Raw genomic sequence first — 13247 nt, forward strand, 5'->3', positions numbered from 1 at the left:
CCTATTCCGCAGGTTGAGCTTGAGGCTGCGCACCCGGAAGGGGCCGGTCGGCCTGCTCGTCATATTGGGCGTCGCCCATCGGCGCTTCCTCGCGCAGGCGGCCTGCGATCGTCATCCACATATTGTAGGTCATGATGATCGCGCCCGAGAGGTAGAGCACCCCGCCAAAGGCCCGCATCAGATACATCGGATGAAGCGCCGCGACGGTGTCGATAAAGCTGTTCACCAGAAACCCGTCGGAGCCGTATTCGCGCCACATCAGGCCCTGCGTGATACCGGCGACCCACATGCTGGCGGCGTAGAAAACGATACCCAAAGTCGCGAGCCAGAAGTGCCAGTTAATCATCCGCAGCGAATACATCCGCTCGCGCTTCCACAGCCGGGGCACGAGGAAATAGACGCAGGCAAAGGTGATCATTCCGTTCCAGCCAAGCGCGCCGGAATGAACGTGGCCGATGGTCCAGTCGGTATAGTGCGACAGGCTGTTCACTGCCTTGATCGACAGCATCGGCCCCTCGAAAGTGCTCATCCCGTAAAAAGCGAGCGCCATCACCATCATGCGGATGATCGGGTCGGTGCGGATCTTGTCCCATGCGCCGTTCAGCGTCATCAGGCCGTTGATCATCCCGCCCCAGCTGGGCATCCACAGCATGATCGAGAACACCATGCCCAGCGTCTGCGCCCAGTCGGGCAGCGCGGTGTAGTGCAAGTGGTGCGGTCCCGCCCAGATGTAGAGGAAGATCAGCGACCAGAAGTGAATGATCGACAGCCGGTAGGAATAGACCGGCCGGTTCGCCTGTTTCGGCACGAAGTAATACATCATGGCGAGGAAGCCGGCAGTCAGGAAGAACCCGACCGCATTATGGCCGTACCACCACTGCGTCAGGGCATCCTGAACCCCGGCAAAGGCGGAATAGCTGCGCGAACCCAGCAGGCTCACCGGCATCGCCAGATTGTTGACGACATGCAGCATCGCCACGGTCACGATGAAGGCGAGGTAGAACCAGTTCGCGACGTAGATATGCGGTTCGCGCCGCTTCAGGATGGTCGCGACAAACACCGCCAGATAGGCGAGCCAGACGATGGTCAGCCACAGGTCGACATACCATTCCGGCTCGGCATATTCCTTCGACTGGGTAACGCCGAGAAGATAGCCCGTCGCGGCGAGCACGATAAACAGCTGGTAGCCCCAGAAGACGAACCGCGCGAGGCCAGGCAGAGCCAAAGTGGTGCGGCAGGTGCGTTGCACCACATAAAAGCTGGTCGCGAGCAACGCATTGCCGCCAAAGGCAAAAATCACCGCTGATGTGTGCAGGGGACGCACGCGCCCGAAATTGAGATAGGGCTCGATATTGAGCGCCGGGAATGTCAGCTGCAACGCGATAAAGACGCCTGCCAGAAGCCCCGCGAGCCCCCAGAACATCGTCGCAATAACGCCCCAGCGGATGATGTCGTCATCATACCGGCTTTCACCGGGCGGCATGCGGAAAATGCCCTGAACGCGCGCCATCGGATCGAAGCGCGCGATCGTAATCACCGCAAGCCCGAAGGCGACGAGCCCGACGATCAGAGCATGCACAGCGAAGCCTGCATCCTGCGCTCCGACCATCGCGGCAAGCGCCAAAAGCGCGAGCACGAACCAGAGCCCCGCACGGGCGACAACAGCTTCCATAACTTAGCTTCCTTCTGTCCGCTGCGCCCAATACGGCGCCGCGCATTCTGAGTGTTTGATCCAGATCAAGCTTGCGCTCGTCATGCCGATCTTTTGCTCCATCCCACTGATCTCGCGTCCCAATCTCGCTGGTCCGATGCATCCCGCCGTGCGAACCCGGCACGTTCTTGTCTTCACTGACCTCACGTTCGCTACAGCGACCCGCGAACCGCTTCATTGATCCAAGTCAAATTTCCGAAATAATTATTCAGGCCCGGACAATCGGCCCGCTCGTGCGTTCAAACTCGGCAAATCGAGCAGCACAATTCTCGACCGGCCATGGGTCTCCAGCAGGCTCGCACTGCGCAATTGGCTCAGTTGTCTGCTCACCGTTTCGATCGTCAGTCCCAGACTGTCAGCAATGTCGCGCCGCGACATGGTCAGATCGAGCACGCAGCCGCCGCGCTCATCCTCGACCCCGATCCGTTCGGCCATGGTTACTAGAAAGGTCGCCACCCGTTCCTGAGCGCTCTTGCGTCCCAGAGTGATCGTCTTTTCGCGGCATCTGGCGAGAGCCTGCATCGTGTGGTCCAGCAACTGCTCGACCATTCCTGTTTCGAACCGGGCCAGCTCAAGAAACTCGCGCGCGGGGAAATAGATGAATTCGCAGCCCTCTAATGCGCACACCGCATAGGCGTGGGCCGCGCGCGCCGGGACGAGGATAAGATCGCCAGCGAAGTGGAACGCAACCACCTGCTCGCGCCCGTGCGATGCGTGGGCGACCAGTTTGGTGCTGCCGCTTGCCACAAAGACGACCTGATCGGCGTCGCTCCCGGTGAAGAGCGCATCGCCAGATCTCGCACTCGCATAGCGCGCTTCGTCCTGAAAGCGCAGCCGCGCCTCGGTTGATCTCTCGAGTGGTAAGATCGCTACCGAAAAGCGGTCGAAGAGTTCTGGAAACGTCATGAATGCGGCAATGAAACCGTCCAGCACCTTCAGCATTGATATGGATCAATGCAGGTCATTTGCGATCAAGCCAATTGGACCGTGGCAGCAACAACCCTGGGTCGTGACGGACGACCGCTGCTGCCAAAGAAGGACAAGAAATGAAGTGTATTCGCGCCTCGGTCTGCGCCGTATTTGCCCTCGCAGCCTCAGCGGCAGCAGCCCAAGATAGCACCGGATATCAGGCTGGAGACGTCCAATTAAAGGTAGTCGGTACCGCCGTTCTGACGGACGGTGAGATTGATGAGGTGAATGTCGACCTCGTCGGACTGCCTGCTGGCACTAACACCACAGCGAACGACAATTACGTGCCGACAATCGCAGTCGAGTATTTTGTTAGCGAGAATTTTTCGATCGAGACCATCGCTGGCACCACCCAGCACGATGTCGACGCCATCTCAGGCTTCGCGCCGGGCGCCGAACTGGTTTCGGACGCGCTCCTTTTGCCCGCAACGGTCACTGCCAAGGCGCATTTCGATGCAGGCGGCATAAAACCCTATGTCGGTGCGGGTGTTTCCTATTTCGTCTGGCTGGATGTCGAACCCGGCGCAGCGGTGGTACCGCTGGGCGTGACCGACACCGATCTATCAGACGAATTCGGATTTGTTCTGCAAGTAGGCGTGGATGTTCCTGTTGGAACCGATGGCCTCGGGATCACTGTCGATGCAAAACGCTATTTCATCGGCACAACAGCCCAATGGTTTGCAGGCGAGACGCTGGTGATCGAGACGGAGCACAATCTCGACCCATGGGTTTTGAGCGCGGGCGTTTCCTACCGCTTCTGAGGGGAACACCGCGCACCGGAAAGGAAGGACAGGTTTGGTCGAAAGGATTGAGAACCAATCTGCGCCGCCAGAGGTGGCGCGCGATCTAAGCTTCGCCGACTTGCGCGAAGCATTGGCGGCCGGGTGGTCGGACTTCAGAAATCAGCCCGCTTTTGGCCTGTTCTTTGCCGCGATCTTTGTGGTCGGAGGATTGGCGCTTACCTACTTCCTAGTCGGGCGCGGAGAATACACTTGGGCGATCCCCGCCGCTGCCGGATTTCCGCTGCTCGCCCCGTTCACCGCTGTTGGCCTTTACGAGGTCAGCCGCAGGCGTGAGCTTGGCCTTGCGATGAGCTGGGGCGGCATTCTGGGTGCAGTCCGGGGGCGCGGCGACGAGCAGATTCTGGCGATGGGGGTAATCATCTTCGTCGCTTTCGGTTTCTGGGTAATCGTTGCGCACGCCATCTTTTCAATCGCGATTGTCGAAGCTGGTGCAGGTTCGGAATCGCTCGCATTCCTCGCAACCGATACCGGCCTGATCATGCTCGCGATCGGCAGCGCCGTTGGGGCAGTGATGGCGCTTGTCTTCTATGCAATTACCGTCATCAGCCTCCCGATGCTTGTCGATCGCGAAGTCGACTTCCTCACCGCCATCATCGCAAGCCTTGCCGCCTTCCGGGCAAATGCCGCTGTGATGATCGTCTGGGCAGCGATAATCGCAGCGCTGCTGTTCCTTGCGATGGTACCGGCTTTTCTCGGCCTGCTGGTTGTGCTGCCCGTACTCGGCCATGCAACCTGGCACCTCTATCGACGGGCGATCCGACCGGCGGTGCTGTCAATCTAACGTGAGTTAGTCTTCGACTGGCGGGACGGTTACAAGGCTGAGTACGCCCCATCTCGCGCCTTTCGAGATGGCTAATCTCTCGCACCTCCGCTGGTTAGGTTTCAGGCTGTCGGTGACGATCGTTTCGGTTTGTCGATGTCGCCTCAGCGTTTTCTCGATGAACTTCAGAACAGCCTCAGGTCCCGCCTCTTCGCGACGTATTTCTCAAGCGTCTCAACTGCATGGTCCACCGCCCACGCCCACCGGATTAGTCTGACAAGACGGTGTTAAGGAGTAAATGGCGGAGACGGAGGGATTCGAACCCTCGATACCCGTAGTAGGTATGGTTCCTTAGCAGGGAACTGGTTTCAGCCACTCACCCACGTCTCCGCACGACAACCGATTGCGCATGCGCCTATTGGTTGCGAGCCGCGCGCTATAGTCGGGCTTGCCTATGGCGGCAAGTGTCGATTGACCCTGAATTGCGCCAATTTGCTTTGCCTGCCACCCGGGCGCCAATGCCACGCAATTTCCCGCAGTTTCAGCCAGCCCAGCTTAAGGCTCGCGGCGCTATCCACTCGTCTCGCCGCAATTTCGATTCGCTTCGCCGCCGATGCGTTGATGAAGGGGCGGGGAAGGACTCTCTTTAACCGCGCAGAATTGCGGCTGCGCGAATGTGAAAGGTTTGAGCCATGCGCAAGAATGGACCCGAAACAGACACCTGGACCAGAAGGCTTACCGGATGGAGCCGCGCGGGCGTTGCCGTGCTTGCGGCAGGCATGCTCGCGCTTGGCCCAGTCGCTGCGCAGGATGTCGAGAGTTTCGATCCCGACGAAGCCTATGCGGCGGCTAGCGAAGGAGCGGCGGAAGCGAGCGGTGCGATCGACGCCGACCTTGCCAATCCCGCGCTGCGCAATGCACCTTCGGTCGATCAGGCCACCGGGGCGCTACCAACGGTGCCAGCGCGTGTGCCTGTCGGCGCTCCCGTTCCGGTCGATCCTCAAGGTGACACAGCCGAAGTCAGTACGGAGACGATCACTGGCTCGCCGGGCTTTGATGACGAGTTTGCCCAATATGCCGACAGCGCTCCGGCAGGCGATGCCACTCCGCAGACGGTTCCGGAGCCTCCCCAAGATCTCGCCAGCGCGGGTGACGCGCCCACGACCTATCAGCAAGACGATCTGATCGGAGCCGCAGAGGGGGTCTTTGGCAAGGGCGCGGAAGGTCTCGCCGGCATGATCGAGAACCTGCTGCGCGAACAGGGTGAGCCCAATGGCTACATCGTCGGGCGCGAAGGCGGCGGCGCGTTCATCTTCGGTGTGCGTTATGGCTCGGGCACGCTTCATCACAAGGTCGAAGGGGCGCGGCAGGTCTATTGGACCGGCCCCTCGCTCGGGCTTGATGCAGGCGCGAATGCGGGCAACACCTTTGTGCTCGTCTACAACCTCTATGACAGCGAAGACATCTTCCGCCGCTATCCGGCGGGCGAGGGTCAGGCCTATTTCGTCGGCGGCTTGCATGCCAGCTATATGCGCCGCGGTGACGTGGTGCTGATCCCGATCCGCGTCGGTGCCGGGCTGCGGCTTGGCGTCAATGCGGGCTATATGCGGTTTAGCAAAAAGCAGCGCTGGCTGCCCTTCTGAGGTCGCTCCCGAAGGCACTTTGACTGGGCTCAAGCCGAGCAAAGCCACCACTAGATGCACCCTGCCGTCGATTGACGGTTGCAGCCCGCGCGCGCACGCGGCAGAGGGTGCTCCATGCTTAGTCGACTCGAACCCCAATCGCCCGATGCGCTGCTCGCGCTGATCAAGCTTCACGCTGCCGATACCCGCGCTGACAAGGTCGATCTTGGCGTCGGCGTCTATCGCACCGGACAGGGCGCAACCCCGGTCTTCGGCGCGATCAAGGCGGCGGAGCAGCGCCTTGTCGATACGCAGGATTCCAAGTCCTATCTCGGCCCCGAAGGCGATATGGGCTTCGTCAATGCGCTGATGCCTTACATCTTCGGCGAGGATGCGACGATGGGCGGGCGCATTGCTGGCATGCAGACACCGGGCGGGACCGGCGCGGTGCGGCTGGCGGTCGCGCTGGCGCAGCAGGCGGGCATGACCAAGCTGCATATGGGCACGCCAAGCTGGCCGAACCATGCGCAGATCCTTGGCGATATCGCGCTCGAATGGGTGCCTTTCGAGCATGCCAATCCTGATGGCAGCGCCAATGTCGAAGCGGTGCTGTCCGCGATCCGAGGTGCAGGTCCGAACGAAGGCGTGCTGCTCCACGGATGCTGCCACAACCCAACCGGCATCGACTATACGGCGGATGAGTGGGAAGCGATCGGCGATGCGATTGCCGAGACCGGCGTGTTCCCGATCATCGACACCGCCTATCAGGGGCTCGGCTCTGGCCTCGAAGAGGACGCGGCGGGCTTGCGCAGTGTGCTGGCCAAGGTGCCGGAGGCTTTCATCGCCTATTCGTGTGACAAGAACTTCGGCCTCTACCGCGACCGCGTCGGTGCGTTCTACATTCTGGCGAAGGAGCATGACACTCTCGAGACTGCTTTCTCCAACGCCAACGCTCTGGCCCGTGCGAGCTGGTCGATGCCGCCCGATCATGGCGCGGCTGCCGTTCGGCTGATCCTGCGCGATGAGGAGCTGACCGCGCAGTGGCTCGACGAGCTTGACCAGATGCGCGAACGGATGCGGCAAGTGCGCGCGCGCCTCGCCGAATTCGGCATGGCGGGCACTGTCGATCTCACCCCGCTGGGCCGCCAGAACGGACTGTTCTCGGTCCTGCCGGTGAGCAAGGAGCAGGTCGTCCAATTGCGCGAAGAGCATGCCATATACATGGCCGGTTCGGGCCGCATCAACGTCGCTGGCCTCACCATGGACAACATCGACAAGTTCATCGCCGCTCTGGCCGATGTAACAGGCTGAGCGAAGCGGGTGCTCGACCGCCAACCCACACTTGAAGCCGGGCCGCTGCTGCTGCGCCCTTTGCGTGAGGCGGACTGGCAGGCGCTCTTCGCAGTGGCGAGCGATCCGCTGATCTGGGAGCAGCACCCCGCCCATGACCGCTGGCAAGAGCCGGTGTTTCGCGCCTTCTTCGACGATGCGTTGGCGAATGAGGGCGCGCTTGCCATCATCGACAAGAACCTTGGACCTACGGGCACCATCATCGGCTCCTCTCGCTATCAAGGCCTCGAAACCGGCAATGGCGGGTCGATCGAGATCGGCTGGACCTTCCTTGCGCGCTCGCATTGGGGCGGGCCGACCAACCTTGCGATGAAACGGCTGATGGTGGCCCACGCGCTTGGCTCGGTGGCCGAGTGCCGCTTTGCCGTGGGCGATGACAATTGGCGTTCGCGAAAGGCGATGGAGAAGATCGGCGGCCGCCTGACCGACCGGACCGATATGCGCGGCATGGCAGGCAGTGAGCGCATCCATGTCTACTACGTGATCGGCAAAGACGAGTTCGAAAGCGGGCCGCTGGGGCAGGGCTAACCTCGCGTTCCTGCGCTGAGACCCGGGAGACCTGGACCGCGCAAGTCCCCTTTATAACAAATTGCATTCCTCCCCTCAGCATCGCCCCCTCTCGATCCGGCGAGCGCTCGCATCATAGCGCCGCATGAGGTGTAACAGCGCAGAATTGTTAGGTTTTTGTGCAATTCTGCGCATCTTTCCGCGATAGATGACCGGTCGCAGCCGCCCGATACCGGCGCGCCAGAGCAGGTCGCCAAGTGTCAACTTTCGCCAGCGGAGCTTTTGCGGCCTCTCGGGCGGTTTGTTCCGGTCCCCGCAAGCATGCTGCAAAATGCGGTCCCAGCTCCTCGCAAATTCCTCTGCGCCATTCCGCGCGCGCAGCTTGTAAGCGCTCGCCCGGCTCTTGCCCACAGCGCGCGCGGCAGCAGCGACCGATCCTTTGAGATGCAGCTCGGCCAAAAAGGCGCATTGCAGCTCCACGCTCCACCCGTCGCGCCGCGCGCGCAGCTTTACCGGCGTGAAGGCGAGCGGGGAAGGGCGGGTGTTGCGGGTGCTTTTTCGTTTGCGTGCGTGTGTTTGGGGCATGGCGCAAAGTAAGCCACAGGCCGCGCATTGTAGGAAAGCGAATTCCCTTCAGCCAACGCATTGGCGATTAAGTAGTTTCCCATAGTCGAGTTTACATGTTAGCTAACGAAAGGACTCGGAAGCGATCGGTGCAAGACGACTTTCGGGCATGGGTCAATTGAACGAAGTCGGGCTATCGCCCGCATGACCCTGGGGGGATATTTTGAACAAGATTTTTCTAATCGGCGCGTCTGCAATCGCGCTTTCCGCAGCGCCTGCCTTTGCCCAGAGCAATTCCAGCACAGTCAGTCAGACGGGTGACGACAACTCGGTCAATGTTAGCCAACCAGGTACGGGCAATGACAGCACTGTCACCCAGACCGGCGATGACAATCTGATCGGTGTGACCCAGTCGGGCACCAACAACGAATCGGTGGCCTCTCAGCTCAACGGTCTGGCGACCGGCGGGACCCCGCCCTCCAATGAATCGACCATCATCCAAGAAGGCGATGGCGGCTTTTCCGAGCTGACCCAGACGGGCGACAATATCGCTGTCGTCAATCAGGTCGCGGGTAGCTCCGGCATGAATTCCGAGCTGACGCAGGAAAATGCTGGCGGCGGCGCCAGCAACAATGCAGCCGTGACCCAGTTTGGCCAAGGCTCCGGCTTTGGTTCAGGCACTGGTTCATTTGTCGCGCAGAGCGGGACCGGCGGAAACGTTGTTGTCGACCAGAGCGGCGGCACAGTGGACGCGGTCAGCCTGATCGACCAGTCGGGTGAAGACGACACCGCCGATGTGCTTCAGAATAACGGCGTCGATATCACGTCCTTTGTCGTGCAGTCAGGCGACCGCGAGAATGCATTTGTGCGCCAGACCAACGGTGACGACAATTTTTCCGACATCAGTCAATCGGGCGCGGATAACGATGCCAGTATCCTGCAAACCGCTGCGGGCAACTCGTCAAGTGTTGCTCAGAGCGGGACGTTTGGCACCACCGATGTCGACCAGAACGGCACCAACGCTTCGTCCACCGTCTCGCAGGCGGGCGATCAACAGATCGCCACTATCGCGCAAACCGGTGACAACAACACTTCGATTTTGACGCAGGGTGCGACGAGCCAGGGTGCGCAGGCCGTGATTACGCAGTCGGGTTCGGGGCATTCCTCGACGGTGAACCAGACCGGTCTGGCCAGCTTCTTTCCCGCTCCCATCCCGGGGGTCTCTGTCACCCAGTCTGGCACCAACAACACCGCGGAAATTGATCAAGCCGGCGATCACATTCGCTGGCAGTTTGGCCCTACCGCCGGACTTTCCGCAAACAGCTCGCCCACGGCGCTTGTGTTCCAGCAATCGAGCGGAAACTTCGCCGATATCGACCAGGATGGTCTCTCGACACTGTCCTCTAACACGCAGAGCGGCAGTGATAACGACGTGACCGTTGGTCAGACGGGCGAGAACAATTACGCGCTCACAAACCAACAGGGCAATCGCGGGGCAATCACGATCGATCAATCCGCTGCAACTCCGGGCGGATCGCTGGCATTTGTGGATGTGTTCCAGTCCGGTGACGACAACCAGGCTTCGGTGACGCAGGACGGTTCGGGAACTCCGGGAGCCTCTACCTTCATCCCGCTCGCTGACATCGATCAGGTGGGCAACAACAACATGTCGACCAGCACCCAGTCGGGTCAGGAAGATCAGGTCTTCGTGACTCAGATTGGCAATGGCAACACGTCCACCACGACGCAGAATGCCGGCGGATTGACCAATGTGGGCGACATTGACCAGAACGGAGATGACGGAATTTCCGAGCTCACACAGTCTGGCACCAGCAATGACGCCACTCTTGTCCAGAACGGGATGCTCAACGAGAGCTTCATCACGCAGGACGGAACCACCAATATGGCGACCGTCACTCAGGGCGGCATGGGTGATCTGTCGACCGTCGGCCAAACCGGCACCAGCAACACTGTGACGGTGACGCAGAACTAGAGTCTGGCAAGCGCCACATTCGATCAAGACATGATAAGCGGGCGCGAAGTTTCAGACTTCGCGCCCACTTTTCGTTTGGGCTGCGCGAATTCTGAGCGTTTTGCACAATTTGCAACGTCTCACCGCAAGACCGGCTCTTGCCAGCCGCTCATCACCCTAACACAGCTTGATTGTTCATCCGCGCGCAAGGATTAAGCGAACATTCGCCGCATCCTTGCGATTGGCGGAGCGGATTTCGGTCTGCTTTGCGGCGCGTTAACCCGGTTTGAAAAGGGGGTTCTGTCAGCCCTGAATGCAATCACGGAAATGGGGCGGTCCACCACGGACCGCGTGAGTATTGCGCCCAATGGCAGACCTAGAATGCAGGAGTACCCTAATGAAGTTCATTTCCACCAATTCCGCCGTTAAGTCCCTCGCTCTCGCCGCAATGATCGCCGCGCCTTTTGGCGGCGTTGCAGCGCAGCAGATCCCGCAGAGCGAAGGCCAGGTCCTCACCACTGTCACCGCGCCGCAGCCGCCCGCGCTCGACCAGATGCTCGAAGGACCCGATGTCGAAGGCTTCGTTTCGGGCCGCAACGGCAACCGCGTGCGTGTCACCAGCGCGGACGGCACCAACACTGTCGTGACCGTGGTTGAAGGCACCAGCATCCGCGCGCGCGGGGGCTTTCTGGGTCTCGCACGCGATACGCTGGGCGCGGATTCGCTGCTCAACGGACTGCCGGTTGAGATCAAGACGCGCCAATGGGATGGCGGTCTGGTCGCCAGCCAAGTGCGCTTTTCCGCCAGCGACCTCGAAACCGCAGAGATGATCCGTTCGGGCACCTCGCAGCGCTTTGCTGAAAACGAAGCCGCGATTGGCGAAAATGCCGAGGGCGTTGAGCGCAATGCCGCGGCGACCGAGGCTTTGCGCGGGCGCTTTGGCGATATTGACCAGTACAATATCCGCGGCACCACGAACGTCTATTTCGACAGCGGCCGCTCCAACCTGTCGCCCCGCGCGCAGAACGAGCTGTGCGCAGCCGCGCGTGAGGCTTCGCAAACCGATCACGCGCTGCTTCTGGTGGTGGGCTACACCGATTCCACCGGCAGTCAGGAAGTGAACCAGCGGCTGAGCGAGGCACGCGCGGCGAGCGTTGTGAACTATCTTCAGCAGCAATGCGGCTGGGCTCCTTACCGGATGCTCACCCCGACCGGCATGGCATCGGCTGATCCGGCAGCGGACAACACCACCGCCTATGGCAAAGCGCAGAACCGCCGCGTCGCGGTCAATGTGCTGGTGTCGAAAAGCGTCGACGGCTTCTAGAGCAGGATAGCTCGAAAACTAGCGAGGGGCGGGCCGGTTGGCTCGCCCCTTTGCGTTTGGGGCTGGGATATTGCTCGCTCAGGTCTGAGCGAGGCTCTGCATCCGCTTGAGATAGCGCGCCAGCACGTCGATCTCGAGATTGACCCGCTCGCCCACTTTGAGCGCGCCCAGAGTGGTCACTTCGCCGGTATGCGGGATGATGTTGAGCAGGAAGTCGCAGGTCCCGTCGGGCCGGTCGCGCACGTCGTTGACCGTCAGCGAGACGCCTTCGACTGTGATCGAGCCCTTCTCGGCAATGAAGGGTGCCATTTCGGCGCGCGCGCGGATGGCAATGCGCAGGCTGTCGCCGGTCGCCTCTGCCAGAACGACTTCACCGACTGAATCGACATGGCCGGTAACGATGTGCCCGCCCAGCTCGTCGCCAACGCGCAAGGAGGGTTCGATATTGAGGCGCTGCCCCTCAGCCCACATTTCCGCGCGGGTGCGGCTGACAGTCTCGCCCGAGACATCAACGTCGAACCATGCATCGCCTGCCGTCCCGCCGCGATCCACGACCGTCAGGCACACGCCCGAACAGGCAATCGAAGCGCCAATGTCGATCCGCGCCGGATCCAGCGCTGCAGCAATGCGCAGCCGCAGATCGCCGCGCTGATCGGCCTTGGCGATAGTGCCAATGGCGGTGACTATTCCTGTGAACACATGCGGCTCCTTTTAGCGTGACCGCAGATAGGCGCTGAACGTGTCGCTGCCAAGCTGGCGCTGTTCGCTCGCCCGCCAGCGGCCATGTGCATCGGCAAGATTGGTGAGGCCTATGTCTGCAAGGCCGCGCCGACCTTCGCCGATCAGGATCGGGGCGCGGTAGATATGCAGCTCGTCGACCAGATCTTCGGCGAGGAAGCTGGCAGCGGCCACCGCTCCGCCCTCGACATAGAGATATTGCACGCCCTCCAGATCACCGATTTGCGAGGGCCGGTTGATGACCCGAACGCCGTCAGGCGCGACCCCGCGAGAGAGCAGCACGCGGACGGGGCTGCGCGCTTCCAATCCGTCGAGCCGCACATCGAGGCGGGGCTTGTCCGCGCGCCAGGTTGCGCCGCCGACAAGGATCGCATCGTGCCGCGCGCGCTGTGCATGGACATGGGCGCGCGCCGCCTCGCCAGTGATCCACTGGCTCGATCCGTCGGCCATGGCGATGCACCCATCAAGGCTCATGGCGAGCTTCAAGGTCACATGCGGGCGGGAGAATTCTGCGCGGGTGAAATAGCCCGACAGGCTGGCGCGGGCATTGGCATCATCGAGCACCGTGACCGCGATCCCTGCACGCCTGATCCGCTCTGCCCCTTCGCCCGCAGTGCGCGGGTCAGGGTCAAGCTGGCCGATCACGACGCGCGCAGGGCCCGCTGCGATCACAAGGTCGGTGCAGGCAGGCCCGCGTGCCGATTGGTGGGCGCAAGGCTCCAGCGTGACATAGAGTGTCGCCCCTTCAGCGCCGCCGTCGCCCAGTCCCGCCAGTGCCACCGCCTCGGCATGCGGCCGGCCGCCTTCCTGCGTCCAGCCGCGCGCGATCACGCAGCCATCTTTCACCAGCAGCGCAGCGACGCCGGGATTGGGGTGGGCGAGGGGGCGCGCGCGCGCCGAAGCCCGCGCGGCGGCTGCCATCCAGTC

Annotated in this window: 11 protein-coding genes and 1 tRNA gene; 7 read left to right on the forward strand and 5 right to left on the reverse strand. The window is 61.6% G+C overall.

Features of this window, described 5'->3' with window-relative positions; genetic code table 11:
- Position 1: 1 nt before the first annotated feature.
- Positions 2-1672, reverse strand: coding sequence for a cytochrome-c oxidase, cbb3-type subunit I (gene ccoN / locus Q0887_RS14545; protein ID WP_299196611.1), 1671 nt, complete (start codon positions 1670-1672; stop codon positions 2-4).
- A gap of 243 nt (positions 1673-1915) precedes the next feature.
- Positions 1916-2617, reverse strand: a complete 702-nt coding sequence (locus Q0887_RS14550; RefSeq protein ID WP_299196613.1) for a helix-turn-helix domain-containing protein — start codon at positions 2615-2617, stop codon at positions 1916-1918.
- A gap of 140 nt (positions 2618-2757) precedes the next feature.
- On the opposite strand from Q0887_RS14550, the gene Q0887_RS14555 reads away from it, so the two are divergent.
- Together Q0887_RS14555 and Q0887_RS14560 are read left to right on the forward strand one after the other, a co-directional pair.
- A complete protein-coding gene (locus Q0887_RS14555; RefSeq protein WP_299196614.1) occupies positions 2758-3441 on the forward strand; it encodes an OmpW family outer membrane protein in 684 nt (227 codons plus the stop codon).
- Positions 3442-3475: 34 nt separating this feature from the next.
- Positions 3476-4264, forward strand: a complete 789-nt coding sequence (locus tag Q0887_RS14560; RefSeq protein WP_299196615.1) for a DUF2189 domain-containing protein — start codon at positions 3476-3478, stop codon at positions 4262-4264.
- A gap of 278 nt (positions 4265-4542) precedes the next feature.
- On the opposite strand, the gene Q0887_RS14565 is transcribed toward Q0887_RS14560, so the two are convergent.
- Positions 4543-4633: transfer RNA gene (locus tag Q0887_RS14565), tRNA-Ser, on the reverse strand.
- A 302-nt stretch (positions 4634-4935) separates the two neighbouring features.
- Between Q0887_RS14565 and Q0887_RS14570 the strand changes: the two genes are divergently transcribed.
- The 5 genes from Q0887_RS14570 to Q0887_RS14590 all read left to right on the forward strand — a co-directional run bounded on the left by Q0887_RS14570 (position 4936) and on the right by Q0887_RS14590 (position 11582).
- Positions 4936-5886 (forward strand): DUF1134 domain-containing protein, encoded by a 951-nt coding sequence (locus Q0887_RS14570; protein WP_299196617.1) that lies wholly within the window; start codon positions 4936-4938, stop codon positions 5884-5886.
- Between the two features lie 114 nt (positions 5887-6000).
- On the forward strand, positions 6001-7176 hold the full coding sequence (locus Q0887_RS14575) for an aromatic amino acid transaminase (protein ID WP_299196619.1): 1176 nt from the start codon (positions 6001-6003) through the stop codon (positions 7174-7176).
- Between the two features lie 9 nt (positions 7177-7185).
- Complete coding sequence (locus Q0887_RS14580; protein ID WP_299196621.1) at positions 7186-7743, forward strand: GNAT family protein; 558 nt, start codon at positions 7186-7188, stop codon at positions 7741-7743.
- Positions 7744-8509: 766 nt separating this feature from the next.
- Positions 8510-10279 carry a hypothetical protein gene (locus tag Q0887_RS14585; RefSeq protein ID WP_299196622.1) on the forward strand — a complete coding sequence of 590 codons (1770 nt, stop codon included), beginning with the start codon at positions 8510-8512 and terminating at the stop codon, positions 10277-10279.
- A 376-nt stretch (positions 10280-10655) separates the two neighbouring features.
- A complete protein-coding gene (locus tag Q0887_RS14590) occupies positions 10656-11582 on the forward strand; it encodes an OmpA family protein (RefSeq protein ID WP_299196623.1) in 927 nt (308 codons plus the stop codon).
- 78 nt (positions 11583-11660) lie between these two features.
- Here the strand turns inward: Q0887_RS14590 and Q0887_RS14595 are convergent, their stop codons facing one another.
- A complete protein-coding gene (locus Q0887_RS14595; RefSeq protein WP_299196624.1) occupies positions 11661-12281 on the reverse strand; it encodes a riboflavin synthase in 621 nt (206 codons plus the stop codon).
- A 12-nt stretch (positions 12282-12293) separates the two neighbouring features.
- The gene (gene ribD / locus Q0887_RS14600) at positions 12294-13241 is read right to left on the reverse strand and encodes a bifunctional diaminohydroxyphosphoribosylaminopyrimidine deaminase/5-amino-6-(5-phosphoribosylamino)uracil reductase RibD (RefSeq protein WP_299196625.1); all 948 of its coding nucleotides are present in this window, start codon (positions 13239-13241) and stop codon (positions 12294-12296) included.
- Positions 13242-13247: the final 6 nt, after the last annotated feature.

Origin of the sequence: uncultured Erythrobacter sp. (genome assembly GCF_947492365.1) — a bacterium.
Taxonomy (GTDB): Bacteria; Pseudomonadota; Alphaproteobacteria; order Sphingomonadales; family Sphingomonadaceae; genus Erythrobacter.

Excerpts from the sequence above, each read along its gene's own strand:
- ccoN (WP_299196611.1), bottom strand. The coding sequence starts at position 1,672 with ATGGAAGCTGTTGTCGCCCGTGCGGGGCTCTGGTTCGTGCTCGCGCTT.
- Q0887_RS14550 (WP_299196613.1), bottom strand. The coding sequence starts at position 2,617 with ATGACGTTTCCAGAACTCTTCGACCGCTTTTCGGTAGCGATCTTACCA.
- Q0887_RS14555 (WP_299196614.1), top strand. The coding sequence starts at position 2,758 with ATGAAGTGTATTCGCGCCTCGGTCTGCGCCGTATTTGCCCTCGCAGCC.
- Q0887_RS14570 (WP_299196617.1), top strand. The coding sequence starts at position 4,936 with ATGCGCAAGAATGGACCCGAAACAGACACCTGGACCAGAAGGCTTACC.
- Q0887_RS14575 (WP_299196619.1), top strand. The coding sequence starts at position 6,001 with ATGCTTAGTCGACTCGAACCCCAATCGCCCGATGCGCTGCTCGCGCTG.
- Q0887_RS14590 (WP_299196623.1), top strand. The coding sequence starts at position 10,656 with ATGAAGTTCATTTCCACCAATTCCGCCGTTAAGTCCCTCGCTCTCGCC.
- ribD (WP_299196625.1), bottom strand. The coding sequence starts at position 13,241 with ATGGCAGCCGCCGCGCGGGCTTCGGCGCGCGCGCGCCCCCTCGCCCAC.